Here is a 25609-nt window from a genome sequence, read left to right as displayed (position 1 = left end):
CCGTGACCTCCGATCTCACCCTCGGCTTCAGCTCCTACAGCTTCCACGCGAAGCTCAGCACCGGGGAGATGACCCTGCCCCAGGTGATCGACTGGGTCGCCGCGAGCGAGGGCGAGCACCTGGAGCTGGCCGCGCTCAGCGACGCCGCAGACTCCCCCATCCCGAGCATCGGGTACGACGGCGCCGCCGTGGATCGGATCCGCACCACCGCGGACGGCGCGGGCGTGACGCTGTCCACCCTGGCGATCGGCGCCGACTTCGTCACCGAGGATCCGGCCGAGCTCGCCACCCGCGTCGCCCGGGTGAAGGCCTACGTCGACCTCGCCGACCGTCTCGGCATCCGCCAGCTGCGCCACGACGTCGCCCCGCACGCCCCGGTTCCGGGCGACGACACGCCCGTCTTCGAGCGGGCTCTCCACTCGATCGTGGCCGCGAGCAAGGAGATCGCGCAGTACGCCGCGGCCAAGGGCATCACCACCAGCCTCGAGAACCACGGCTTCTTCGTGCAGGCCGCCGACCGGGTGCGCCGGATCATCCACGCCGTCGACGAGCCCAACTTCCGCACCACGCTGGATGTGGGCAACTTCGTGTGCGTCGACGAGGCTCCCGAGGTCTCCGTCGCCCAGAACCTGCCCTACGCGATGGTCGTCCACTTCAAGGACTTCTACATCCGCCCGACCGATGCCGATCCCGGCGAGGGCTGGTTCCGCAGCCGCGGCGGCAAGCACCTGCGCGGAGCCGTCGTCGGCAACGGCGACCTCGACCTGCCCGCCATCGCGCGCGCCATCAAGGACTCCGACTACAGCGGCTACGCCTCGATCGAGTTCGAGGGCTGGGAGGACTGCCTGCTCGGCGCCTCCCGCGGGCTCGCCAATGCCCGTCGGCTGCTCGAGAACGCCTGACCTCCTCCCACCCCGCACCACTCATCGGCCCCGGCCAGAAGGACCACCCCACCATGACGAAGTTCCGCATCGGCGTGATCGGCGCCGGCAGCATCGCCCGCTTCCATCTCGACGCGTACGCCGCGAACCCGGACGTCGAACTGATCGCGATCAGCGACGTGAACCTCGAACGCGCTCGCTCCGTCGCCGACCGCTACGGCGCCCCGCGCGCCTACGCCGACCCTCACGAGCTGCTGGCCGACGCCGAGATCGACGGCGTGAGCATCTGCACCTGGAACAACTCCCACGCCACCTGGGCCATCGCCGCGATCGAAGCCGGCAAGCACGTGCTGGTGGAGAAGCCCATCGCCCGCACCCTCGCCGAGGCACTGGAGATCCAGAAGGCCGTCGAGGCCTCCGACCGCGTGGTGCAGGTGGGCTTCGTGCGTCGCCACTCCCCCAACTGCCAGGTGCTGAAGTCCTTCATCGACGCCGGCGAACTGGGCGAGATCTACTACGCCAAGGCCAGCTGCATCCGCCGCATGGGCAACCCGGGCGGCTGGTTCGCGGACAAGGAGATCGCCGGCGGCGGCCCGCTGCTGGACATCGGCATCCACGTGCTGGACCTGTGCTGGTACCTCATGGGCAGCCCCAAGGCGGTCTCCGTCAGCGGCAACACCTACGACCACCTGGGCAACCGGGCCAACATCACCACGATGCCGCGCTACCAGGTCTCCGACTACGACCCGACGAAGAACAGCGTCGAGGACATGGCCAACGCCGTGATCCGCTTCGAGAACGGCTCCTCGCTGCTGCTGGACTGCTCCTACTCGCTGCACGCCACCAAAGACTCCCTGGACGTGTCCGTCTACGGCGACAAGGGCGGCGCCGATCTGGAGCCGGATCTGCACATCGCCACCGAGATGCACGACTCGGTGGTCAACATCGCCCCGCAGATCTCCTCGGGCACGTTCGAGATGGGCCCGGGCTTCGCCCACGAGATCGCGAACTTCGTCGATGCCGGCCTGGGCCGCGCCGAGAGCGTCGCCCCCGCGTGGCACGGCGTGGAGATCGTGCGGATCCTGGAGGCGATCTACGAGTCCGCGCAGTCCGGCCGGGAGGTCTCGCTGGTCTGAGCCGGATCCTGTGAGCGGACCTGCTCCCGGCCGTTGACAATGTGACCTGCGACACGGAACCTGAGGTGGTGCGGCTCGTCCCCGACGTGACGGAGCGTCGGGAGGCCGCCCACCGGCAAGGAGGCCGTTCATGTCCACCAATCGCGCTGTCGCCTACCAGGGTCCCGGCAAGGTCGAGGTCATCGACACCGAGTACCCCACCTTCGAGCTGAAGGACGGGCCCGGGGTCAACCCCGACAACGTCGGCCGCCAGCTCCCCCACGCGGCGATCCTCAAGGTCGTCACCACCAATATCTGCGGCTCCGATCAGCACATGGTCCGCGGCCGGACCACCGCCCCCGAAGGCCTGGTGCTGGGCCACGAGATCACCGGTGAGGTCGTCGAGACCGGGCCCGGCGTGGAGTTCATCCAGAAGGGCGACCTGGTCTCGGTCCCCTTCAACATCTCCTGCGGGCGCTGCGTGATGTGCAAGACCCAGCGCACCGAGATCTGCCTGAACGTCAATCCCGACCGGCCCGGCAGCGCCTACGGGTATGTCGACATGGGCGGCTGGGTCGGCGGCCAGGCGGAGTACGCACTGGTTCCCTATGCCGACTGGAACCTGCTGAGGTTCCCCGACAAGGACCAGGCGATGGAGAAGATCCTCGACCTGACGATGCTCTCGGACATCTTCCCCACCGGATACCACGGTGCCGTCACCGCCGGCGTCGGCCCGGGTTCGAGCGTGTACATCGCCGGCGCGGGCCCCGTCGGCACCGCAGCGGCCGTCGGTGCCCAGCTGCTCGGGGCGGCGGTCGTGATCGTCGCCGACATGAATGCGGAGCGACTGGCCAATGCCGCCTCGTTCGGCTGCGAGACCATCGACGTCTCCTCCGAGGATCCGCGCGAGGGGATCGCCCGCATCCTCGGCCGGGAGGAGGTCGATGCGGGCGTGGACGCCGTGGGATTCGAGGCCCGCGGCCACGGCAAGGACGCCGGCGAGGCCCCGGCGACCGTGCTGAACACACTGATGAACGTGACTCGTGCCGGTGGCAGGCTCGGCATCCCGGGTCTGTATGTCACGGGCGACCCCGGCGGCGTGGACGAGGCGGCCCAGGAGGGCTCGCTCTCGCTGCGGCTCGGGCTCGGCTGGGCCAAGGCGCTGTCCTTCACCACCGGCCAGTGCCCGGTGATGAAGTACCACCGTCAGCTCATGGAGGCGATCCTGCACGAGAAGGTGACGATCGCCGACGCCGTCAAGGCCACCGCGATCTCACTGGACGACGCCCCCAAGGGGTACGCCGACTTCGACGCGGGCGCGGCCCGGAAGTACGTCATCGATCCGCACGGGGTCACCGGGAAGGTCGAGTCGATCTGAGGAGTCGTGGGGAAGAACGTCGAGCTGACGTGGGCGGATCGGACTGAAGCGTCGAAAGAGGTTCACCCGCAGTCCACTCGGCGGGGCGACCACGCTCGCTAGCCTCTCGCCATGCCCTCCCCCGAGTCGTACGACGCCCCGCTGCCCTCGTCCCCCGCGTCCTCGTCGGCCCCGTCGTCGAGCGGCCGGTCCTCGCTGGCTCCGTCCTCGCTGCCTCGGTCCTCACGCGCCCGCTCCTCGGCCGTCACGGCGAGGCCGCTCGGCCGCCGCACGGTGCTCGGCGCCGCCGCGGTGTCCGCCGGCGCGGCCGGCCTGGCCTCCGCGGGCCTGACCACGGTCCGAGCCGACGCGGCGGGCCCCGCGCTGCCCGCGACCGGGGCGGGGGCGGAGGGACCGGCCGACGGGGAGTCGCAGGTGTTCGCCGCCTTCCTCACCGACGTGCACATCGACTCGATCCCCCAGCAGCAGGAGGAGCACCTGCGCCTCGTGCTCGAGGACATCCGTGCCTCCGGCGCCCCGCTGCTGCTGCACGGGGGCGACCTCACCGAGTTCGGATCGAGCGGCGAGTACGAGACCTACCAGGACCTCCTGGGCCCTGACGCCGCCGAGATCACGCAGCACGTCGCGGGCAACCACGAGCTGCGCTGGGACCCGTCGGCCGGTCAGGAGTACCGCCGGCGGTTCCACGAGGGCTCACGCTCCTTCGATCATCTCGGCGTGCACGTGATCATGCTCGAGGCGGGCGCGCCCCTGCAGGAGGAGGCCCACGTCGATCCCGCCGCCCTGGCGTGGCTGCGCGAGGACCTGCAGGCCGCCGGCACGATGCCCAGCATCCTGGTGATGCACTGGCCGCCGGGGGCCGACGACCACTACGTGCGGGCCGGCGATCAGCTGCTCTCGGTGCTCGCCGAGCACCCGGTGCGCCTGGTCCTGGCCGGGCACGTCCACCGCGAGGCCACGGTCACCGACAACGGGACGGTGCTGATCACCGGCCGTGCCATCAAGAACGAGCCCGTCCACTACCTGCTCACGCTGCGCGGCGGTCCCGAGCCGGAGGCGCGCGAGATGCTCGTCGAGGCGATCACCCAGCCGGCTCCCGGGGCGGAGGGGGATCGCACCGTGGAGGAGATCGCGTCCATCCCGCTCCACCTCGGCACCGCCCGTGAGTCCGACGCCTTCCTGCAGGACGTCTCGGTGCATGTCTCCGGCGACACCGCACAGGTCACCGCGCGCCTCGGAGCCCCGCACTCGCTCACCGCGGCGCGAGCACAGCTGCGCGACCAGTCCGTGTACGGCTCGGTCGCCGAAGGCACCTGGAGCGAGCTCGAGCTGCGCGGCCGGCGCGTGCGCGGCGAACTCGACCTCTCGCAGACCCTGCCGGGCCGCTGCACGATGCGGGTGCGCGGTGTGGACGAGGCCGGTGGGCTGTGGGAGGCCTCCGCACCCTTCTCCGTGGAGGGCGGGTCGGTCACCGAGGTGGACGCCCTGGAGCTGGACGGTGCCGTCAGCGGCGCGATCCTGCCGGTGGGCGAGGACTCTGCGCTGGTCGCGACCGGCTCCGGCACCGTCGCTCGTCTGTCTCTGGACCGCTCGCGCCTGAGCACTGACTGGTCTGTCGGCGTCGGCGGGGTCCACCGCGGCATGGCGCTGTCGGCCGACGGGTCCGTCCTGCACGTGCCCAGCGCGGACCATCACCTGTACGCGCTCTCGGTCACCGACGGCACGGAGCTCTGGCGCGCCGACCTGGGCCTCCCCGTGGTCTCCACCCCGCTGGCCACCGCGGTCGACGGCGCTGCGGCGGTGTTCGTCAGCGCCGGTGACCGGCTCGCCCGCCTGGCGGCGGACGGGAGCACGGTGTGGTCGACCGCGATCCCTCAGCAGTCCAGCGGCCGCCCCGCACTGGTCGGTGACCGCCTCGTGCTCGGCGCTGGCGACGGCACTGCCCGCTGCTACAGCGCCCGGACCGGCGCGGAGATCTGGAGCGCGGAGCTGACCACCCGCACCACCCCGTATCAGCGCCTCCTCTACGGCCCGTGGAACTGCACGGTGCTGGCCGTGGACGAGAGCACCGTCGTGCTCGGGACCGTGACCGACCTGTTCGCGCTCGACGCGGCCACGGGCGAGCAGCGGTGGCGCACGGCCGCCGGTGCCATGTACTCGGCCCCGCAGCTGCTGGAGGACGGACGCATCCTCGCCGTCCAGGAACGCAAGGAACCGTTGTTGATCGACGCGGCCGACGGAGCGGCGACGCCGCTGGATCGGGCGCTGCAGATCTCGCTGGACGCCGATCCGATCCCGGGCCCGTCGGCGGGCACGTGGCTGCAGGTCAGCTTCAGCGCCGTGCTCTCGCTCCTGGACACCGCGGCCGGTACGGTGACGCCGCTGCGCCAGGTGGGCCCCGACCGGGTCCTGGCCGCCCCCGCACTGCTGGAGGGCCATGGAGTCGTGCTGGTCGGGGACCAGGCAGGCGTCGTGCGGGCGCTCGATGTCCTCGACGTCTCGGCCGTGTGAGCGGCGCGCCCTGAGGCGCCGCCGAGCGCGTAGGGTCACCGTATGAGCGAACGCAGCACCTATCTCCTCGTGGACGGCGAGAACATCGATGCGACCCTCGGTGTCTCCGTCCTGGGGCGTCGCCCCCAGCCCGAGGAGCGGCCGCGGTGGAACAAGCTGCTCCACCACGCCGAGGTCACCTGGGACCAGCCCGCCAAGGGCCTGTTCTTCCTCGCCGTCGGCGACAGCCTGCCCTCGGGGTTCGTCCAGGCGCTGATCGCGCTGGGATACAAGGCGGTTCCGCTGCGCGGGGACGGCAAGGTCGTCGACATCGCGATCCAGCGCACCGCCGAGGCGCTCCAGGACCGTCCGGCCGACGTCATGCTGGTCAGCCACGACAACGACTTCACCCCGCAGATGGAGAACCTGGCCGCGACGCCGGATCGCCGCACGGCGATCATCGGTTTCGGCGAGTTCATGGCCACCGGCCTGCGGGAGATCCCCGGCATCGAGTTCCACGACCTCGAGTACGACGTCGGCGCGTTCACCAGCCGCCTGCCCCGCGTGCGGATCATCGACATCGACGAGTTCGATCCGCTCGAGTTCATCTGAGCCCGGGCCCGGTACCACCGGGTGCTCTCAGCCGGCTCCGTCCAGTCGAGCGAACTGGTCCGTGGACAGGGGCAGGCCGACGCCCTCCAGCGCCGCCTCGAGCTGTTCCAGCCGACTGCCGCCCAGGATCGGCCGGATGCCGCGGTGGACGAGCCAGGCCAGCACGACCTGCCCACGGCTGGCTCCTGCGTCGGCGGCCACCTCGTCCAGCGCGGCGAGGCGCCGTGCGCTGCCGAGATGCTCGTAGGCCTCCGGGATCGGTTTCGCCGGATTGTCGTATGCCCCGCCGAGCAGCGTGGTGTACCCCCAGACCTCCATCCGGTGCTCGGCGGCGATGTCCATCTGCTCCTCCCCGAGCACACCGAAGGGGTGGATGTTCCCCTCCGGCAGGAGACCCGGGCGGGGTCGGAGATAGCTCGCGTGCAGCTGCAGCGCGTCGACAGGTTTCATGCCCTGGGCGAGCGCTCGCGCCCGGGCACGCTCGACCCGCCAGGCGGGGTGGTTGGAGGCGCCGACGCGACGGACCGACCCGTCGGCCATCAGCTCGCCGAGCGCGTCGACGCTCTCCTCGAGGGGGACGGAGCGGTCCTCCTGGTGCAGCCACAGCAGGTCGACGTGGTCGACCCCGAGACGCTCGAGGCTGCCGGCGAACGCGTCATGGATCGCGCGTCGGCTCAGCCCGGCACGGTGCCGCGGCCAGGAGCCTGCCCACAGCGGTTCGGCGCCGACCTTGGTCGACAAGCGCACGCGTTCGCGCACGCCGGGCCGCGCGGCCAGCCAGCGGCCGAGAACGTGCTCGCTCGCGCCGCCGCGTCCGTCCGGCGAGTCCCAGAAGGCGTAGCAGTCCGCCGTGTCGATCCATTCGCCGCCCTGCTCGACGAACCGGTCCAGCAGGGCGAAGGATTCCTCGTCGCCCACTCGGGTGCCGAAGGCCATGGCTCCGAGCACCAGCGGGGAGACGGGGCGAGCGGAGGGGGTGGGGTGCGTGTGATCGGTTGCAGGGTTCATGGCAGGACCACACACCCTGGAGCGCGCTCCGGGTCAAGGGCTACTGTGTGCGGCATGAGGACGTACTCCACGGCGGAGGCCGCCGAGCGCAGCGGGTTCTCGATCGACACACTGCGCTATTACGAGCGCGAGGGCATCCTCCCTCCCGTCGCGCGCACCCCGGCAGGGCATCGCGCCTATGACGACGGGGATCTCGCCACGCTGGATTTCCTGCACTGCCTGCGCGACTCCGGGATGCCGATCGAGAGGCTGCGCCGTTACGGGGAGCTGTGCCGCGATCCCGCCACCTTTCCCGAGCGGATCGCGCTGCTGCGTGAGCACCAGGCATCGCTCGCGGAGCAGGCCCTGCAGCTTGAGCGGTGGCGCACCCGTCTCGAGGAGAAGCTGCAGTGGTACGAGGAGCAGCCGCAGAGCCACGTCAGCAGCGACGCCGGGAACGACTGACGAGTACGGACCTCAGACGGGCACGCTCACTCCTGCCAGCTGCTCGAGCTGCTCCCAGATCGCATCGGCGAGCTGCGGATCGGGGGCAGCGGTGTGAGCCGCCGGGGTCCCCAGCACCGGGAGGCCGCGAAAGCTCCCCGCAGGCCCGTAGTACTGCCCGCCCGCCGCCTCCGGGTCGGCCAGCGCGCGCACTCCCGACCAGGCCGCCGTGTCCTTCCCCTGTGCCCAGGGGGTGAGCGGGTTGCGCTGGTAGCTCACCGAGGAGTCCCGGATCCCCGCGCGCTCTGGTGTCTTGGCATCGACGCCCACCCCGGGCTTGGTGACGATCGAGGCCACGGGCAGCTCCGCGGCCCGAAGTCGCCGGTCCAGCTCGAAGGCGAACACCTCGGTGAGTGTCTTGGCCTTGGTGTAGGCCGCGATGCCCAGCCGCGGCGCGGTGCGCGGTGCCGAGACATCCATGGGGAACCTCGTGACGAAACCGGTCGAGGCGTGCACGATGCGCGGGAAGCGATCGGCCGAGGCCCCCTGCCGCACCAGCGCAGGCAGCAGACCCGCGACCAGGGCGAGGTTCGCGACCGTGTGCGCGCCGGTCATCAGCGGCAGCCCGTCCTGCGTCGTGGCGCCGGCGGAGAGCTGCATCGGCCCTCCGTTGAGGAAGATCCCGTCCAGGCGCGGCAGCGACGCGAGCTGCTCGGCCCCCTCGGCCACGGATGCCAGGGACGTGAGATCGACGGCGATGGGGTGCGTCACCGCGTGCGGAGCCCGGGCGCGGATCGCCGCCGCGGCCACGTCGAGCTTGGCGCGCGACCGGGAGGCTAATACGACCTCGGCGCCCGCCGCCGCGAGCTGCTCGGCGGCGAAGTAGCCGATGCCGCCGGTCGCCCCGGTGATGGCGTAGGTGCGACCGCTGAGGTCCGGAAGGTGTGTGGGGTACCAGGACATGGGAGCTCCTCGATTCGGATAGTTGATCCGCTTCAGCGTACCCCACAAACGGATGGGCTATCCGCATCGCGTAGGATGCCTGCATGCCTGCACTGCGATCGGATGCCGCGAGGTCACGCGCCAAGATTCTGGAAGCCGCCCGCGGCTGCCCCCTCGACGATCTGCGCCTGAACGAGGTCGCGCGAGCCGCGGGAGTCGGGGTGGGGACGGTCTACCGGCACTTCCCCACCGTCACGGCACTCATCGAGGCGCTCTCGTTCGATGCCCTGGAGCAGACCGTGGACCTGGCCCGTACAGCAGCCGAGGAGCCCGACGCGGGCCGGGGATTCGTACGGTTCCTCCGCGGCGCGGTGCGGACACAGCTCGAGCACGAGGGGCTCCAGCAGATGTGGTTCGCGGACGACGTCTCCACGGAGGCGCGAGCACTGCGCGCGGAGCTCTTCGACCGTGCCGGCGCGCTGCTCGACGCCGCCGTCGCCGCCGGTGCGGTGCGCCCCGACCTCTCGATCGGCCAGGTCCAGCGGCTGGTCTGCGGCGTGGAGCATGCCGTCCGACTCGGGAACGGCCAGGACCAGGATCTCCTGCTCGACATCATGCTCTCCGGGCTGGCACCCCCACGGGACGATCGCCCCGCGCCGTGAGCACCCTGAGACCCACGAGATTCGCCAGATCCGTGGGAGCCGTGAGGGCCGCGAGATCCGTGAGACCCGTGAGGCCCGCGCGCTCCATGAGGTCCGTGAGGCCCGCGAGATCCGCGAGATCCGCGAGATCCGTGAGCCTGTTGGAATCGCGCGCGCTAAGCAACAGGGTCGCGGATCCAGCGATCGGGTCGGGACCCTATGCGGGTGGGGACCGTCCGCCGGTGGGGGCGTCTGCGGATGGGGCCCGTCCACGTGTGGGGGCAGTACATGTGGGGCCGCCCGCGGATGGCCCGCGGGTGCGGCTGCCCCCGGACGCGAAAATCCCCGGCCCACCTGGGTGAACCGGGGAAATTCCTGCGGTGCGCGAGGGGGGACTTGAACCCCCACGCTCTTCCGAGCACACGGACCTGAACCGTGCGCGTCTACCAATTCCGCCACTCGCGCGTGCCTTCGGCACCGGGGATCACTCACCGAGACCGAAGATTGCTCTAGGTTACCCCTCGGGTGCCGCCCCGCTCAAAACGACACGGCGCACAGTAACGAACGCCACGCCGCCGGATCGGACGAGGCACGTGCGACGCGCAGGCCCAGGGAGGCCGACCGAGGCCATCCCGGCCCCGGTCATCCGAAGTGGGACCTCAGCGCATCCGCTCCGCCTCGTCGAAGGCGGCCTCCACGTCGTCCGGGTCGATCCGGCGCCGCGCGATGGCGAAGTAGAGGATGGTCGCCACCAGCACCGCCGGGACGCCGACCAGAGCCGCCACCTGCATGCTGGGCCGCACCGCGACCGTGGCGAACACGGCGCCGAGGCCGATCAGTCCCACCACCGCGGTCGCCGTCCCGCCCGGCATGCGGAACGTCGCCCCGGTGGCCCCCGTGCGGCGGAAGGAGATGTAGCTGGCCAGGATCAGTGACCACACCATCAGCACGGCGAAGACGACCAGGCTCATCATGTAGCCGAACACTCCGCCCACACCGCTGAAGGCGAGGGCCGCGGCGGCGATGATGCCGAGCGAGCTGCACGCGATGCCGACGACGGGCACCCGGCTGCGAGTGATCGCCGCGGCGAACCGGGGCGCGAGCCCGTCGGAGGCCAGGGAGTGCAGCATGCGGGAGCCGGCATAGAGGTTCGCGTTGGCCGCCGATAGTGCGGCGATCAGCACCAGCAGGTTGGTGATGTGGGCGGCGCCGGGGATGCCGATGCGGTCGAAGACCATCACGAACGGGGAGGTGGCGACGTCCTCACCGGTGCCGGCGGCCTGCTGCCAGGGCACGAGCGCGACGACGATGCCGATGCAGAGCACGTAGAAGAACGCCAGGCGCACGATGGTGGTGCGGGCGGCGGTGCGGATCGAGCGGGCAGGATCCTTGGCTTCGGCGGCAGTGATGGACAGCAGCTCGATGCCGCCGAAGGAGAACATCACGACCGAGAGGGCGACCCACACGGCGGCCCAGCCCATCGGGGCGAAGCCGCCGTCGGCCGTGAGCTCGCTGAGCCCCGGGGCCGGCGCGCTCGGCATGCCGACGAACACCAGGATCAGGCCGACCAGGATGAATACCACCACGGCGATGACCTTGATCGAAGACAGGAAGAACTCGACCGTCCCGAACGAGCCGACGCTGGCGAGGTTGATCGCGATGATCACCGCGGCGAACAGCAGGATGCCCGCCCAGACGGGGATCGCCGGGACCCAGTACGCGAGGTAGGCGGCACAGGCGACGAGCTCGGCGCCGGTGACCGAGACCGTGACGATCCAGTACAGCCAGCGCGAGAGGTATCCCCAGAACGGGGAGAGGTAGCGCGCCGCGAGCGTGCCGAAGCCGCCGCGCACGGGATGGAGAGAGGCCATCTCCCCCATGGCCAGCGCGATGGTCGCGGCGATCAGGGAACCGATCGCGAAAGAGATGATCACCGCCGGTCCGGCGATGCCGATCGCCTCGCCGGACCCGAGGAAGAGCCCGGTGCCCAGGGCCGAGCCCATGGCGATCATGGCCATCTGGCCATGGCCGAGGGAACGGGCGAGGTGGCCGTCGGTGGAGGAGGCCGGCGAGGCGCCGTCGGTCGCGGGGCCGGGAGAGGAAGCTGGAGAGGTCACCGCACGAGGGTAGCCAGAATCCGGGGTGACTGCGTGCTCACCGGGCGCGCGGCGTGCTCGAAGCCGCCGGGACGTCCCCGAGGACGATCAGGAAGTGCGGCCGCGATAGGCGTCGATGGCGTCCTTGGCCTCCGCCAGTCCGGCGCCGGTCTGCTCGCGGTACACCTTGATGGCCTGGATGATCTTCCCCTCCGCCACGAGTCGGCGGCACTGCTCGGGGATGCTCGGCCCGGCGGTCTCGCGCAGATGCAGCCGCTCCGTCTCGCTGAGCCCCGCACGTTCAGCCAGATGGCCGACGAGCCCGTCGAGCTCGCGGACCCGTCGCTCGAGCGACTCGATCCGTGCCTGCTGCTGCTTCGCGCGTCCGAACATGGGACGAATCTATCGCGGTCGCACGACGGGGGTCGCACGACGGGGCCTGCCCGCACAGCGCCCGGAGACGAAGATGCCCCGCACCAGAGCGGTGCGGGGCATCCTCAGCGGTCGACGCGGACGTCGAGCGGGTCGTTCAGGCCTTGGCAGACGCCTTGGCGGCGACGACCTGGATGACGAGGTTCGCGAAGATCTCGTCGTGCAGGCGCACCGTGGCCTTGTGCTCGCCGAGCGAGCGGATCGGGGTCGGGAACTCGACGGTGCGACGGTCGATGTCCTTGTCGAAGGTCTCCTTGACGGCCTCGGCGACCTCCTTGGAGGAGACGGCGCCGAACAGGCGGCCGTTCTCGCCGGCGCGCTCGGCGACGACCAGGGGCTTGGACTCGAGGCTGGCCTTGAGAGCCTGGGCCTCCTCCAGGGTCGCGATCGCGCGCTTGCCGCGGGCGGCACGGATCTGGTCGAGCTGACGCTGACCGCCCTTGGTCCACGGGGTCGCGAGACCGCGGGGCAGGAGGAAGTTACGGGCGTAGCCGTCCCGGACATCGACGATGTCCCCGGCGGCTCCGAGGCCCGTGACCTCGTTGGTGAGGATGAGCTTGGTGGTCATGTTCGTCCCTTCCTCGCTCAGCGGCCGGAGGTCGAGTACGGCAGGATCGCGATCTCGCGGGCGTTCTTCACGGCCTTCGCGATCTTGCGCTGTTCCTGGACGGAGACGCCGGTCACCCGACGGGCGCGGATCTTTCCGCGGTCGGAGATGAACTTGCGCAGCAGCGCGGCGTCCTTGTAATCGACGGTCTCGAGACCGGCGGTCTTCAGGGGGTTCTGCTTCTTCTTCGGCTTGCGAAGAACAGGCTTGGCCATCGTGGTGCTCCTTCTTTCCTGAGGGGAGCCCGGGCATCGACCCGGGATGGAATGGATTCGGTGTGAACGCTGGTCGGCACGAGCCGCAGCACCTGGGTGTAGCGCCCGTCGTCCCGATCAGAAGGGCGGGTCGTCGTACCCGCCCTGGTTGCCGCCGGCCCACGGGTCGGCGTCGGGGGCGCCCTGCGGCGCGTTGCTGTAACCGCCCTGGCCACCCTGGCCGCCGTAGCCGCCGCCCTGCGGGGCACCGCCCTGGGGGGCGCCACCGCCGAAGCCGCCGCGGCCACCACCGCCGCCTCCGCGCTGGACCTTGTTGGCCTTGGCGGTGGCGTAGCGCAGCGAGGGGCCGATCTCGTCGACGTCCAGCTCGATGCTCGTGCGGTTGTTGCCCTCACGGTCGGTGAAGGAGCGCTGCTTGAGGCGGCCCTGCGCGATGACGCGGGTGCCCTTCTCCAGCGACTCCGCGACGTTCTCCGCGGCGTCGCGCCAGATGGAGCAGCGCAGGAACAGAGCCTCGCCGTCCTTCCACTCATTCGCCTGACGGTCGAAGGTGCGGGGGGTGGACGCGATGGTGAACGACGCGACCGCGATGCCGGACTGCGTGAAACGCAGCTCGGGATCAGCGGTGAGGTTGCCGATCACCGTGATGACGGTGTCATTCGCCATGGGTGCTCCTCTGCTCCGGGGTCGGTAAGGGTGGTGCGGGGATCAGTGAGCGCAGATCACTTGCCGTCGAGGCGCATCAGCTTGGTGCGCACGACGGACTCGTTGAGGCCGAGGCGGCGATCGAGCTCCTGAGCGGTCTCGGAGCTGGCCGTGAACGACAGGACGATGTAGATGCCCTCGGACTTCTTGTCGATCTCGTAGGCGAACTTGCGCTTGCCCCAGACGTCGACGTTGTCGATGGTGCCGCCCTCGGTCGGGATGACCTGGACGAGCTTCTCGAAGGTTGCGCTGACGGTCCGCTCATCGATGGACGGGTCGAGGATCACGACCATTTCGTACTTACGCATGTTCTGGTACCCACCTCCTGTGGTCTCTGCGGCCACGGTCTCTCCGTGGCAGGAGGGTTCATGCCGCCCGGAGAGGACATCGGCGATGCACTTCACGGACCGGCACAGACTACCCGCACGCGGGGGTGCGGGCCAGGGATGCTGTGGACGTGCGCGGGGGATCACAGGGCGGGCACGCCGCTGTCCGGGAGCCGGCAGGGGGTTGGCGCGGCGTTGGCAGGGGGCTGCCAGGTCGGCGGTCCACCGTCGGCAGGCCGCTGGCTGGCCTCGACACGCCCACCATTTCACCGATACGTGGCGACAGTGACACGTATCGGTGGAACGGCCGGGGCCGCGCCGGGATGCCCCGGCTACCAGGGTCCAGCGCGGCGTCCCGGGCAGGCACCGAGAGCCGAGGCCGGAGGGCCGAGCTCAGGCGGCCGAGCGCTGTCCCACCGGGCGGCGGCGCCGCTCGACCTCGGCGAGGGCCGGGGGCACGTAGGCCTGGTCGAGCACGCCGATGTCGGTGCCGGGCGGGACGATCTCGTCGATCCGGTCCAGGACGTCGTCGCTCAGCACGGTGTCCAGGCCCTCCAGGAGATCGTCGAGATGGGCCATGGTCCGCGCTCCCACCAGTGCGCTGGTCACGCCCGGGTGCGAGATCGCGAAGGCCATCGCCAGGTGCGGCATCGAGAGCCCTGCCTCGGCCGCCAGCGGGGCGAGCTGCTCGACCACGTCCAGACGCGCCTCGTCGGTGAACGCCCTGGGCAGGAACTTCGCGCGGATCACGTCGGTGTCCTGGCCACGTCGCACCCTGCCGGTGAGCATCCCGTGCCCGAGCGGCCCCCAGGTCAGCACACCCATGCCGCACTCCTGCGCCACCGGCAGCACCTCGCGCTCGATGCCGCGGTTGAGGATTGAGTACGGCGGCTGCTCCGTGCGGGGCCGCTCGAGCCCGCGCCGCTCGGCCGTCCAGTGCGCCTGCACCAGGTCCGAGGCAGGCATGGTCGAGGTGCCGAAGGCGCGGATCTTGCCGGCCCGCACCAGGTCGGTCAGCGCCGAGAGGGTCTCCTCGATGTCGGTGGCGGGGTCGGGACGCTGGAGCTGGTAGACGTCGATGTAGTCGGTCTGCAGGCGTCGCAGGGAGTTCTCGACCGCCCGGGTGATCCAGCGCCGGGAGCCGCCCTGCCGGTTCGGCACGCCGGCCGCGGCCCGGTCGGGGAGGCCGAACTTGGTGGTCAGGACGACGTCGTCGCGTCGGCCCTGGAGCGCACGGCCGACGACCTCCTCCGAGTCCGCGTAGGCGTCGGCGGTGTCGATGAGGTTGATGCCGCCGTCCAGCGCCTTGTGGATGATGCGGGCGGACTCCTCGGCGTCGTTGCCCATCTGGGTGGCGAACATGAGGGCTCCCAGCCCATAGGGGCTGACCTGGATGCCTGTCCTGCCGAGAGTGCGGTACTGCATGGTGTCCTCCGAGTGGTGAGGGGTGCGGGTGGCAGGCTCCGGGACGTAGACTGCGCGAAGCGGAAGCCCATTCCGGAACAATACGGAACGCCTTTCCGCTTGGCAAGGGAAGGGCCACACGGGAGGACCAGATGTCGCGATCGACCACGCCCGCCGCGGGAGCGCCGGACGGTGCCGGGCCGCCTCGGCGTCAGCGCTCGGATGCGAAGCGCAGCGCCGCGGCGCTGCTCGATGCCGCCAAGACGGCGTTCGCCCAGAGCGGGGTCGATGTGCCGGCCAAGCAGATCACCGACCTCGCCGGGGTGGGAGTGGGAACCCTCTACCGCCACTATCCGCGCCGGTCGGACCTCATCGTCGCCGTGCTCCAGCATGAGATCGACGAGTGCGTCACCGCGGCCGACGAGTTCAGCAGCGGCGCCGGACCGCGCGCTGCGCTGGTGGCCTGGATCGGTCGTTTCACGGAGTTCGTCGGCACCAAACAGGGGCTGGCCTCAGCGCTGCACTCCGGCGATCCGGCCTACGAGGGACTGCCGGACCAGCTGCTGGAACAGCTGGTCCCGGCGCTCCAGGGCCTGCTGGACCGGGCGGCCGCGGCCGGCGAGGCGCGGGATGACGTCAGCGCCCGCGAGGTGCTGACGGCGATCGCGCTGCTGTCCCAGCCGGTGCCCGGTGGTGCCGACGGCTTCTCCGAGCGGATGGTCGCGATCTTCCTGGACGGGCTCTCGGTGACGGGCTGAGCCCGTTTCTCCCACGAGATCGGCTCCGACGCGCGCATCGATTCCACCGATACGTGGCCGCAGCGACACGGAACGGTGGAACGGCCGAAACCGCCCCGGCATGTCACAGCCGCCAGGGTCCAGACCGCAGCCGCCCCGGCATGTCACAGCCGTCGGCGTCCAGGCCGCGACCGCCCCGGCATGTCACGGCTGCGAGGGGTCCGGCTCGCGGCGGCGCGGGATCACCATCGGGCTCCCGCTCTGGGGGTCGAGCGTGACCTCCGCGCGGAGGGAGAACACGTCGCGGACCAGGTCGGCCCGCAGCACCTGCGCCGGCGGGCCGGTGGCCACGATGCGGCCGGCATCCATCACCACGAGATGGTCGGCGTAGCGCGCGGCCTGGTTCAGGTCGTGCAGGACGCCGACGACGGTGCGGCCCTGCTCCCGCATGTCCTGGCACAGGTGCAGCACGTCGATCTGATGGGAGATGTCCAAGAACGACGTGGGCTCGTCCAGCAGCACGTACTCGGTGTCCTGGGCGAGGATCATCGCGATCCATGCGCGCTGACGCTGGCCGCCCGAGAGCCCGGCGACCGGATGCTCGGCGATGTCCTCGACCCCGGTGGCGGCCATCGCTGCCGCCACCGCCTCCTCGTCCCCGGGCACGCGCTGCCGCAACGGCGAGTGATACGGGTGCCGTCCGCGTGCGACCAGCGCCCGGACCGTGATGCCGTCGGGGACGACGGGGTCCTGCGGGAGCAGGCCGATGCGCCGGGCGACTGCTCTCGAGCGCCACTGCCCGAGCGGCCGGTCATCGAGCCGGACCGTGCCGGCGCGCGGGCGCAGGGTGCGGGCGAGGGCCTTCAGCATCGTCGACTTCCCGCAGCCGTTGGGGCCGATCACCGCCGTGAACACGCCTCGCGGCACCTCGAAGTCGAGCTGCTCGAGGACGGGCTTCGCGCCGTAGGCGATGGTGGCGGCCTCCAGGCGCAGCGAGGATGCGCCATGGGGATCGGTGCGTCCGGCGCTCATGCGTCGGCCCTCCTCCAGGTGGTGATCAGCAGGTAGCCGAGGTAGATCCCGCCCACACCGGCGGTGATGACGCCGACGGGCAGGTTCTCGACGGGGCCGACGTGCTGGACGGTGAAGTCAGCCAGGACGATGATGAGCGCCCCGACCAGCGCGGAGAGGATGAGGTGCGGCCCGGGGGCGCCGGCCAGCCGGCGGGCGATGTGCGGGGCGGCGAGGGCGACGAAGGCGATCGGCCCCGCGACGGCGACGGCCGCGGCGGCCAGCAGCGCCGCCAGGACGATCGCCCAGGTCCGGGTGCGGTGGGCGGAGCCACCGAGGGCGTCGGCCAGCTGGTCGCCGAGGTCCATCATCTGCAGGTCGTGCGAGAGGACGGCCACCGGCGGGATCAGCACCAGCAGAGCCACGGCGATGAACAGGGCCTGGTCGAGGCTGCGGGAGTTCAGGGTTCCCACCAGGTACCCGGCGAGCTGGGAGGACGCATCGCGCAGCGCCACGGCGACCACGTACTGGGTCACGGCGAGCGCCATCGCGTTGACGCCGATGCCGGTGATGATCACCCGCGCCGGAGAGGTGAAGCCCAGCCCCGTGGAGACGTACACCAGGGTGATGGCGACCCCGGCGCCGAGGACCGCGCCGACGGGGGCGGGCACGAGACCGGGTGCCAGCAGCGTGCCCAGCGCCACGCCGGCCCCGGCGCCGCTGCCCAGGCCGATCACGTCGGGGCTGCCCAGCGGGTTGCGGGTGACGGTCTGGAACAGGGCTCCGGCGAGCCCGAACGCGAGGCCCGCGCCGATGCCGACCAGCAGGCGGGGCCCGCGCAGGCGCTCCAGGACGAACATGGCCTTGGTGCCGGCCTCGCCCCGGGCGGCCGCGAGCAGATCCGGCGCGGTCACGCCGAGCGGTCCCCAAGCCAGCGTCGCCAAGCCTCCGGCGAGGATCCCGCTGACCAGCAGCACCCCTACCGCCACGGCTCGGGGCAGCGGCGCGCGGCGCGCGGGTGGGCGAGGCGTCGGGGCACGGCCCGACGGTTCATGGCCCGCCGGTTCATGATCTGTCGGGGCCTGCCCTGTCGGAGCATGGCCCCTCGTGCCCTGGCCTGCAGGCGCACCGCCGATCAGCGCATGGCTCGTCGGGGCGCTGGGAGTCGTCGCGGACGTCGTCGGGCCTTCCATCAGGCGTTCACCGTCCCACGGCGCACGGCCAGCAGCAGGAACGGGGCACCGGCGAAGGCGGTGACCACGCCGACCATCAGCTCGGGGTGGGCGAGGCTGCGCGCGAGGACGTCGGACCCCAGCAGCAGCGCCCCGCCGAGGACGAGGCACAGGGGCAGCTGCCACCGGTGCTCGCTGCCCACCATGGCGCGCACGAGATGGGGCACGGCGAGGCCGACGAAGGCGATCGGTCCGACCGCGGCGGTCGCGGCCGCCGCCAGCAGGGTGGCGGCCAGCAGGGCACCGGCGCGCAGCAGGCTCACGGGGGTGCCCAGGGCGGTGGCGACGTCGTCCCCGAGGGCCAGGGTGTTCAGTCCGGGCACGACCACGATCGCGAGCGCCAGGCCGATCACCAGCGTCGGCGCGACTGCGGCGAGCGTGTCGTAGGAGGCCCCGGCCAGGGACCCGACCACCCAGTACCGGTAGGAGTCGAACACGGCGGGGCGCGTGAGGATCATGGCCTGGATGTAGGCGTACAGCACCGCGGAGATCACCGCGCCGGCGAGGATCAGCGGCACCACCGAGTGAGTGCCGGCCGGGCGGCCCAGCAGGTGGACCACGGCCACGGCGAGCAGGGCGCCGGGCAGCGCGACCCACACCATGGCGGTGCCGCCGGAGAAGCCGAGGAACGCGGTGGCGGTGACCACGGCGGCCGAGGCACCCGAGGTGACGCCGAGCAGTCCGGGCTCGCCGAGGGGATTGCGGGTGACGCCCTGGATGAGCATGCCCGAGGCGGCGAGAGCCGCACCCACCACGGCGCCGAGCACGGTTCGGGGTTCGCGGGCCGCGACCACCTCCCGCATGTAGTCGCTGCCCTCCCCGCGCAGCACCGCCCACACCGCCTCGAGATCGGTCTCCCGCGTCCCGAGGAACAGGCTCGCCACCGCGGCGAGCGCGAGCAGGACGGTGGCCAGCCCGAGGGCGAGCCACGGCGATATGCGCCTGCGCGCGGGCCGATCGGCCGACGGGAGGCTCGCCCCGTCGGCGGGGTCGTCGGCCCGGGGTCGGCGGGTCGCGGATATCCGGCTCACGTGGATGCGGCCCGGCTCAGGCCGAGGCGACCTTGGCGATCGCCTCGTCGATCATCGGGATGTACCGCTCGAGCGCCCAGGGCACCGTCAGCGGCGTGATGATCGAGGAGCCGGTGACGAAGGACTGGTCGGTGGGGGCCACGATCGCGCCGCTGGCGACTGCGGGGATGGAGGCGTAGAGCTCCTGCGCCTCCGTCTCCTTGCGGTTGGCCTCGTCGGAGTAGAAGGTGAAGATGAGGTCGGACCCGGCGAGCTTGTCCGCGTTCTCGAGCCCGATCATGGCCGAGTCCGTGCCGGGCACATCCCATTCGTCGAGCTCCTGGTTGACCGGGTCGACGGTGAGGCCGAGACCGCGGACCATGGCGACACGCTGCTCGTTCTCGTAGAACACCCCGAGGGTGCCGGGCCCGTCGTTGTAGATGAAGGAGAAGGTGTAGTCCGCGTAGCCGGGCTGGGCGGACTCCTCGAAGGTCGCCGTGATCTCGTCGATCAGGCCCGCGGCGGCCTCGTCCTCGCCGAGGGCCTTGCCGATGGTGGTGATCTGCTCCTCCCAGGTGATCACCCAGGGCTGCTCCGCGTAGGCGACGGTGGGGGCGATGTCGGTGAGCACGTCGAACTGCTCCTGGGTGAGCCCGGACCACGGCGCCAGGATCACGTCGGGGCTGAGCTCGAGGATCGCCTCGACGTCGAGTTCGGTGGCGCCGGTGAACTGGGTCGGCAGCTCGCCGCCGGCGTCGGTCACGGCTTCGTGGATCCACGGCAGGTATCCGGTCTCGTCCGCTCCCCACGGGTACTCCTCGACGCCGACGGGGATGATGCCCAGGGCGATCGCGGTCTCGGCGGAGCCCTGGCCCAGGGTCACGATGCGCTCGGGCTTGGCGGTGATCTCCGCGGTTCCCAGGGCGTGCTCGATCGTGACGGGGCTGAAGTCGCCGGCGCCGCCGCCGTCGGAGCCGTTCGAGCCGGATTCCTGCCCGTCGCCGCTGCATGCGGCCAGGGCCAGGGGCGCGGCGAGCGCTCCGGCGATCCAGGAACGACGGGTCGGGCGGGCGGGGACGGGGCTCATGGCTCTCCTGCGTACGAGGACGGGACGGGCCACCGGGGACCTCCCAGCGACTTAGGCAAGCCTAGCCTCACGTAATTGGCGGGGAAACCGGCGTCCACGAGCGATTCAGTGATCTGGACAACAGCGATCCCCGGCGCCCCGACACCGTGCACGACCGAGCGGTCCGGGCATCTGCGCCGGTCATAGCTATCTTTGCGGGATGACCAGCACCGGGAGCAGCTCCAGCACCACAGCCGCCGACCGCACCAGCCTGCGTCGCGCGGTGACCACCACGGGGCTGTTCCTGTTCATCCTCGGAGACGTGCTCGGCGCCGGTGTCTATGTGCTGGCCGGAGAGGTGGCCGCACTGGCCGGCGGAGCGGTCTGGGTGCCGCTGGTCGTCGCACTCCTGATGGCGCTGCTGACCGCCGGCTCGTATGCGGAGCTGGCCACGAAGTATCCGCAGGCCGGCGGTTCCTCCCACTACGCGACCCGGGCGTTCGGTCCGTTCGCCGGCTTCCTGGTGGGCTTCTGCATGCTGGCCGCCGGCGTCGTCTCCGTCGGGGCCCTCTCCCTGGGCTTCGCCGGGGACTATCTCGCGGAGTTCGTCTCCCTGCCGACCTTCCTCGTGGTGATCGTGTTCCTGGCCCTGCTCGCGCTGCTGAACGCCCGCGGCATCTCCGAGTCGCTCGGCGCGAACCGGGTGGCGACGATCATCGAGGTCAGTGGGCTGCTGGCGGTGATCGTGCTGGGCGCGATCGTCGTGGGCCGCGGGGACGGCGACCTGGGGCGGCTCACCGAGCTGGGCACCCCGGAGAACGGGCCGGTCGCCGCGGTGCTGGCCGGCAGCATCCTCGCCTTCTACTCCTACGTCGGCTTCGAGACCAGCGTGAACATCGCCGAGGAGACCAAGGACCCCGCCCGCTCCTACCCGCGCGCACTGTTCGGCGCGCTGATCGTCGCCGGCCTCATCTACGCCCTGGTGGGCGCCGCGGCCGCGGCCGTGGTCCCCACCGCCGAGCTCGCCGACTCCAGCGCTCCGCTGCTGCAGGTGGTCTCCGCCGCCGGCATCATCCCGCCCGTCGTGTTCAGCGTGGTCGCCCTGGTCGCCGTCGCCAACGGCGCGCTGCTGACCGGGATCATGTCCTCCCGCCTGGCCTACGGGATGGCGCGGGACGGGCTGCTGCCGCGGCCCCTAACCCGCGTCCTGCCCCGCCGGCGGACTCCCTGGGTCGCGATCATCGTCACCACCGCACTCTCGCTGCTCCTGGCGCTGACCGGCACCATCGACGTGCTCGCCAGCACCATGGTGCTGCTGCTGCTGGTGGTGTTCGTCGCCGTGAACGCCGCGGTGCTGGTGCTGCGCCGTGACCGGGTCGACCAGCGCCATTTCCGCGTGCCGGCGGTGCTGCCCATCGCCGGCCTGCTCTCGTGCGTGCTGCTGATGACGCAGGTAGAGGCCGCCGTGTGGAAGCTCGGGCTGCCGATCCTGGCGGTCGGGGCTCTGCTCGCACTGTTCGCGGCCTGGCGGCGCCGCCGCACGACGACGACCTGAGCGGCGAGACCCGGGAGTCAGCTGACCACCACCGGCGCTCGTGAGCTGACCACCGGTGGGCGGTCATTCGAGGGCGGCCTGCATGTGACGGGCCACCCTCGAATGACGTCCCGTCTTTGGTCAGAGCCCTGGCAGAGAGGGCCCGCCCCGGTGGTCGGGACTCAGACGCCGGCGGGGAACCGCTCCCACACGCGGTGGTTCTCCAGTAGCCGCTGGACCTCGCCGAATACGGTGGTGGCGTCCTCACCGGTGACCAGACCCGGCGCGCCCGGCGTGCAGCGGGCCTCGAGCGCCTCACGGCCGCGGCCCCAGGCGCCGATGGCCTTGGCGTGCCGCCAGCACTCGTCGATCAGCAGGCCCACGCGAGGCTCCACCTCGGTCGCCGGAGCCCCGGCCTTCGGGTCCATGGACGGCTGCGAATCCGGGGCGCTGAGCGGATTGCCGGCCAGCAGCAGGGCGTCGAACTCCACCGAGCGCGCGGTGGCGAAGGTCCTGCCGACGGGCACACCGGCGACCTCGCCGCCGCGCGGCGCGATCACCACGGGCGTCATGGAGGCACCGACGATCGTCTCGTGCAGGTCGAGCAGGCTGTCGTCGGCGTCGGCGGGGTCCACGACGATGCCGATCATGCGGCCCTCGGTGGGCCACTGCCCGCCCAGCTGCGACAGCGGTGAGCTGGCGGTGACCTCGCCGTCGGCCGGGGAGGCGGGAGCGGGCTCGGTCGGCTCCGGGGCCGGCAGGCCGAGCGCCGCCGCGACCCGTGCGCACAGTTCGCTGTCGATGTTCGCCAGGCACTGCAGCTGCCGCTCGCGGATCGTCGGTTCGTAGCACTTGCCGAGCTCGAAGGAGTAGGCGTCGACGATGTGGTCCTGCTCGACGGGGCTCATGCTGCGCCAGAACAGGCGGGCCTGGCTGAAGTGGTCCTCGAAGGATGCCGACAGCTCGCGCTCCTTGACCCCTTCCGGGATCCGCACGGGTACGTCCTCCAGCGCCCCCTCGGCGTGACCGGCCATGAACGGACAGCCGCCGTCCAGGGAGTTCGGCTGGTACGGGGCCACTCCGGCGTGATCGCCCTGCTGCCCGTAGCCGTCCCGCAGCATGTCGTTGACCGGGGCGTGGGCGCGGTTGATCGGGAGCTGCGTGAAGTTCGGCCCTCCCAGGCGCGTCAGCTGCGTGTCGACGTACGAGAACAGGCGCACCTGCAGCAGCGGATCGTCGGTGACGTCGATGCCGGGCACCAGGTGGCCGGGATGGAAGGCGACCTGCTCGGTCTCGGCGAAGTAGTTGCTGGGGTTGCGGTTCAGGGTGAGGCGTCCGATGGGCTGGACGGGGGCGAGCTCCTCGGGCACGATCTTCGTCGGATCGAGCAGGTCGATGCCCTCGAAGGTCTGCACCTCGGTGTCCGGGAACACCTGTATGCCCAGCTCCCACTGCGGGTGCGCTCCGGATTCGATGGCGTCGGCCAGGTCCCGACGGTGGAAGTCCGGATCGGCGCCGCCGAGCAGCTGGGCCTCCTCCCAGGTCAGCGAATGCACCCCCAGCTTCGGCTTCCAGTGGAACTTCACCAGCGACGTCGCGCCTTCGGCGTTGGTGAGGCGGAAGGTGTGGATGCCGAACCCCTCCATCATCCGGTACGAGCGCGGGATGCCGCGGTCACCCATGAACCAGATCGTGTGGTGCTGCGCCTCGGTGTGCAGGGAGACGAAGTCCCAGAAGGTGTCGTGAGCGCTCTGGGCCTGCGGGATCTCCCGATCCGGGTGCGGTTTGACCGCGTGGACGACGTCGGGGAACTTGATGCCGTCCTGGATGAAGAACACCGGGATGTTGTTGGCCACCAGGTCGAACGTGCCCTCGTCGGTGTAGAACTTGGTGGCGAAGCCGCGGGTGTCGCGGGCGGTGTCCATCGAGCCGCGGGATCCGACGACGGTGGAGAACCGTGTGAAGACCTCGGTGGTCTTCCCCTTGGCGAGGAATCCGGCACGGGTGACGGACTCGGCGGTGCCGTAGCCCTCGAACACGCCGTGGGCGGCCGCGCCTCGGGCGTGGACCACGCGCTCGGGGATGCGCTCGTGGTCGAAGTGGGTGATCTTCTCGCGCAGATGATGGTCCTGCAGCAGCACGGGTCCGCGCCGGCCCGCCTTGAGCGAGTGGTCGGTGTCGCGCAGCCTCGCGCCCTGCGACGTGGTCAGGAACTCGCCCTGCTGCGCCCTCGTGGCGGGGTCCGGGCCCGGCTCGGCCCCGGTGGCGGTGCGGGGCTCGACGCCTCGCTGGTCAGGCTTCGGGGGAAGCGGCTCGACCGGTTCCGTGGGCTCCTCGAACGACGGCGGGCGGCTGCTGGGGCGGCCGGGCGGCGGGGTCGGGCTGTTCTTCGTGGGTGCCATGACATGCTCCTTCCACACGGCGGATTTCCGCACGACGGACCGGGACGTGGTGACGCCGCTCACCGTACGGCCGGGACCGGCGGCCGGGAACCCGGGGCTCCCGTGACCACCCGCCCCGCGAATGGACCGACCGGTTCGTCCGGTGATGCCGCGCAGGGCCTCCCGTACCGTGGAGCCTTAACCTGGGGCGTGCCTGCCGGGACCCCACCACCCCAGCGACCAGGGAGCGCCGCATGAACGACCCACGGGATGGACAGGACGAGGGGATCAACGTCCTGATCCTTGCCGACCCCGGCCTGTGCGCCCGCCGGGCGGAGGCCGCCCGCGAGCTGTTCGAGGAGGAGCTGACCGAGGTCTACGGGAACGCAACGGTGACGGTGCAGACCCAGTTCCTGGGCATCAGCGACCACAACACGATCGACTTCGGCTCCGTCGATGCCGTGCGCGAGGACTTCGAACCGATCGACGTGGCCCTGATGCTCACCGAGATGCCGCGCCGCTCGGAGGGCCGCCCGCTGATCGCCGAGCTTCATCCGGAGAAGTCCGCGGCCACCCTGTCCTACCCCACGATCGGGCTGTTCGCCTCCCGGCAGCGACTGGTGAAAGTGCTGATGGCCTGCGTGATGCGGCTGATCGACGACGCGACGGAGGAGGACCGTGACCGCTACGCGGTCACCTGGAACCAGTGGTCCGAGCCCTCGGAAGGTCCTCCTCGGCTGCGCTCGCGAGCTGTCACCGGAGCCGTCCGCACGGTCACGGGCATGGTGGCGACGAACGCGCCCTGGCGCGCCTTCCCGAAGCTCTCCAGCGCGCTGGCCGCCGCCTCGGGCGCCGGCGCCTTCGGCATCTTCTACAACTCCATCTGGACGATGTCCGCGGCCCTGTCGACCGTGCGACTGCTCCTGATCGGTCTGCTCGCGATCATCCTGATGACGGGATGGCTGATCTTCCGCAACAGCCTGTGGGAGAGGCCCTCGACCAAGGACCGCACCATGGTCTTGCTGTACTACAACCTCTCCACCGTGCTGACGATCTTCCTCTGCGTACTCGGCCTGTACCTGTCGCTGGTCGTGCTGATCCTGTGCGCGAGCCTGGTGATCATCAGCCCGGACTTCATGGCGACGATCCTTCAGGAACCGGCGAAGTTCGCACGCTACGTCGACATCGCCTGGCTCAGCGCCGCGATGGGCGTCGTCGCCGGCGGCCTGGGCTCCGGATTCGACGACGAGGCCGACATGCGACAGCTCACGCACAGTCGCCGCGAGCAGCTGCGTCGCCTCTCCCGCGAGGACGAGGAGCACTGACCGGTCCCGACGGAACTGCTCAGGATTCGTGGTCCGGG

The 25609-nt window shown here is 71.1% G+C and carries 24 protein-coding genes and 1 tRNA gene; 10 read left to right on the top strand and 15 right to left on the bottom strand.

The genetic code is table 11. The features are described 5' to 3' along the window. Window positions 1-2: 2 nt before the first annotated feature. The 5 genes from ACFQRD_RS11520 (at window position 3) to ACFQRD_RS11500 (ending at window position 6476) form a co-directional block, all read left to right on the top strand. Entirely contained in the window at window positions 3-902 is a 900-nt protein-coding gene (locus ACFQRD_RS11520) for a sugar phosphate isomerase/epimerase family protein (protein ID WP_377017849.1), read from the top strand. Between the two features lie 53 nt (window positions 903-955). After that, a complete protein-coding gene (locus ACFQRD_RS11515) occupies window positions 956-2017 on the top strand; it encodes a Gfo/Idh/MocA family protein (protein ID WP_377017851.1) in 1062 nt (353 codons plus the stop codon). Window positions 2018-2147: 130 nt separating this feature from the next. Beyond that, window positions 2148-3374, top strand: coding sequence for a formaldehyde dehydrogenase, glutathione-independent (gene fdhA, locus ACFQRD_RS11510; RefSeq protein ID WP_377017853.1), 1227 nt, complete (start codon window positions 2148-2150; stop codon window positions 3372-3374). Between the two features lie 111 nt (window positions 3375-3485). After that, window positions 3486-5885: a PQQ-binding-like beta-propeller repeat protein gene (locus ACFQRD_RS11505; RefSeq protein WP_377017855.1), complete on the top strand. Its 2400-nt coding sequence runs from the start codon at window positions 3486-3488 to the stop codon at window positions 5883-5885. Window positions 5886-5927: 42 nt separating this feature from the next. Continuing rightward, on the top strand, window positions 5928-6476 hold the full coding sequence (locus tag ACFQRD_RS11500) for an NYN domain-containing protein (protein ID WP_377017857.1): 549 nt from the start codon (window positions 5928-5930) through the stop codon (window positions 6474-6476). 27 nt (window positions 6477-6503) lie between these two features. Here ACFQRD_RS11500 and ACFQRD_RS11495 read toward each other — a convergent pair whose 3' ends face one another. Then, a complete protein-coding gene (locus ACFQRD_RS11495) occupies window positions 6504-7484 on the bottom strand; it encodes an aldo/keto reductase (RefSeq protein ID WP_377017859.1) in 981 nt (326 codons plus the stop codon). Window positions 7485-7538: 54 nt separating this feature from the next. Between ACFQRD_RS11495 and ACFQRD_RS11490 the strand changes: the two genes are divergently transcribed. Beyond that, entirely contained in the window at window positions 7539-7928 is a 390-nt protein-coding gene (locus ACFQRD_RS11490; protein WP_377017861.1) for a MerR family transcriptional regulator, read from the top strand. Between the two features lie 12 nt (window positions 7929-7940). Here ACFQRD_RS11490 and ACFQRD_RS11485 read toward each other — a convergent pair whose 3' ends face one another. Then, window positions 7941-8870, bottom strand: coding sequence for an SDR family NAD(P)-dependent oxidoreductase (locus ACFQRD_RS11485; RefSeq protein ID WP_377017863.1), 930 nt, complete (start codon window positions 8868-8870; stop codon window positions 7941-7943). Window positions 8871-8953: 83 nt separating this feature from the next. On the opposite strand from ACFQRD_RS11485, the gene ACFQRD_RS11480 reads away from it, so the two are divergent. Beyond that, window positions 8954-9511: a TetR/AcrR family transcriptional regulator gene (locus ACFQRD_RS11480; protein ID WP_377017865.1), complete on the top strand. Its 558-nt coding sequence runs from the start codon at window positions 8954-8956 to the stop codon at window positions 9509-9511. Window positions 9512-9871: 360 nt separating this feature from the next. Here ACFQRD_RS11480 and ACFQRD_RS11475 read toward each other — a convergent pair. The 8 genes from ACFQRD_RS11475 to ACFQRD_RS11440 form a co-directional block, all read right to left on the bottom strand. Further along, window positions 9872-9955, bottom strand: a tRNA-Leu gene (locus ACFQRD_RS11475). 194 nt (window positions 9956-10149) lie between these two features. Continuing rightward, window positions 10150-11607, bottom strand: coding sequence for an amino acid permease (locus ACFQRD_RS11470; RefSeq protein WP_377804268.1), 1458 nt, complete (start codon window positions 11605-11607; stop codon window positions 10150-10152). A gap of 87 nt (window positions 11608-11694) precedes the next feature. Next, window positions 11695-11979: a hypothetical protein gene (locus tag ACFQRD_RS11465; RefSeq protein ID WP_377017867.1), complete on the bottom strand. Its 285-nt coding sequence runs from the start codon at window positions 11977-11979 to the stop codon at window positions 11695-11697. A gap of 136 nt (window positions 11980-12115) precedes the next feature. Next, entirely contained in the window at window positions 12116-12586 is a 471-nt protein-coding gene (gene rplI, locus ACFQRD_RS11460) for a 50S ribosomal protein L9 (RefSeq protein ID WP_377017869.1), read from the bottom strand. Window positions 12587-12603: 17 nt separating this feature from the next. Continuing rightward, entirely contained in the window at window positions 12604-12840 is a 237-nt protein-coding gene (rpsR, locus tag ACFQRD_RS11455; RefSeq protein WP_377017871.1) for a 30S ribosomal protein S18, read from the bottom strand. Between the two features lie 117 nt (window positions 12841-12957). Next, on the bottom strand, window positions 12958-13506 hold the full coding sequence (locus ACFQRD_RS11450) for a single-stranded DNA-binding protein (protein ID WP_377017873.1): 549 nt from the start codon (window positions 13504-13506) through the stop codon (window positions 12958-12960). Between the two features lie 56 nt (window positions 13507-13562). Then, window positions 13563-13853, bottom strand: coding sequence for a 30S ribosomal protein S6 (gene rpsF, locus ACFQRD_RS11445; RefSeq protein ID WP_377017875.1), 291 nt, complete (start codon window positions 13851-13853; stop codon window positions 13563-13565). A gap of 411 nt (window positions 13854-14264) precedes the next feature. Continuing rightward, complete coding sequence (locus ACFQRD_RS11440) at window positions 14265-15296, bottom strand: aldo/keto reductase (RefSeq protein ID WP_377017877.1); 1032 nt, start codon at window positions 15294-15296, stop codon at window positions 14265-14267. 131 nt (window positions 15297-15427) lie between these two features. Here ACFQRD_RS11440 and ACFQRD_RS11435 point away from each other — a divergent pair, with 131 nt between their 5' ends. Further along, window positions 15428-16033 carry a TetR/AcrR family transcriptional regulator gene (locus ACFQRD_RS11435; RefSeq protein ID WP_377017879.1) on the top strand — a complete coding sequence of 202 codons (606 nt, stop codon included), beginning with the start codon at window positions 15428-15430 and terminating at the stop codon, window positions 16031-16033. 183 nt (window positions 16034-16216) lie between these two features. On the opposite strand, the gene ACFQRD_RS11430 is transcribed toward ACFQRD_RS11435, so the two are convergent. The 4 genes from ACFQRD_RS11430 to ACFQRD_RS11415 all read right to left on the bottom strand — a co-directional run bounded on the left by ACFQRD_RS11430 (window position 16217) and on the right by ACFQRD_RS11415 (window position 20352). Continuing rightward, a complete protein-coding gene (locus tag ACFQRD_RS11430) occupies window positions 16217-17044 on the bottom strand; it encodes an ABC transporter ATP-binding protein (protein ID WP_377017881.1) in 828 nt (275 codons plus the stop codon). Next, window positions 17041-17967, bottom strand: a complete 927-nt coding sequence (locus tag ACFQRD_RS11425) for a FecCD family ABC transporter permease (protein WP_377017883.1) — start codon at window positions 17965-17967, stop codon at window positions 17041-17043. The genes ACFQRD_RS11430 and ACFQRD_RS11425 overlap by 4 nt, the downstream gene beginning before the upstream one ends. A 248-nt stretch (window positions 17968-18215) precedes the next feature. Then, complete coding sequence (locus tag ACFQRD_RS11420) at window positions 18216-19286, bottom strand: FecCD family ABC transporter permease (RefSeq protein WP_377017885.1); 1071 nt, start codon at window positions 19284-19286, stop codon at window positions 18216-18218. A gap of 16 nt (window positions 19287-19302) precedes the next feature. After that, a complete protein-coding gene (locus ACFQRD_RS11415; protein ID WP_377017887.1) occupies window positions 19303-20352 on the bottom strand; it encodes an iron-siderophore ABC transporter substrate-binding protein in 1050 nt (349 codons plus the stop codon). A 199-nt stretch (window positions 20353-20551) separates the two neighbouring features. Between ACFQRD_RS11415 and ACFQRD_RS11410 the strand changes: the two genes are divergently transcribed. Further along, a complete protein-coding gene (locus tag ACFQRD_RS11410; RefSeq protein ID WP_377017889.1) occupies window positions 20552-21886 on the top strand; it encodes an APC family permease in 1335 nt (444 codons plus the stop codon). 161 nt (window positions 21887-22047) lie between these two features. On the opposite strand, the gene ACFQRD_RS11405 is transcribed toward ACFQRD_RS11410, so the two are convergent. Then, complete coding sequence (locus ACFQRD_RS11405; RefSeq protein WP_377017891.1) at window positions 22048-24267, bottom strand: catalase; 2220 nt, start codon at window positions 24265-24267, stop codon at window positions 22048-22050. 233 nt (window positions 24268-24500) lie between these two features. On the opposite strand from ACFQRD_RS11405, the gene ACFQRD_RS11400 reads away from it, so the two are divergent. After that, window positions 24501-25571: a hypothetical protein gene (locus ACFQRD_RS11400; RefSeq protein WP_377017893.1), complete on the top strand. Its 1071-nt coding sequence runs from the start codon at window positions 24501-24503 to the stop codon at window positions 25569-25571. Window positions 25572-25609 lie beyond the last annotated feature (38 nt).

This window comes from Brachybacterium sp. GCM10030268 (genome assembly GCF_042666305.1).
Lineage (GTDB): Bacteria > Actinomycetota > Actinomycetes > Actinomycetales > Dermabacteraceae > Brachybacterium.
Note: the sequence above shows the minus strand (reverse complement) of the source record. Positions and strands in the feature narration are given on the sequence as shown.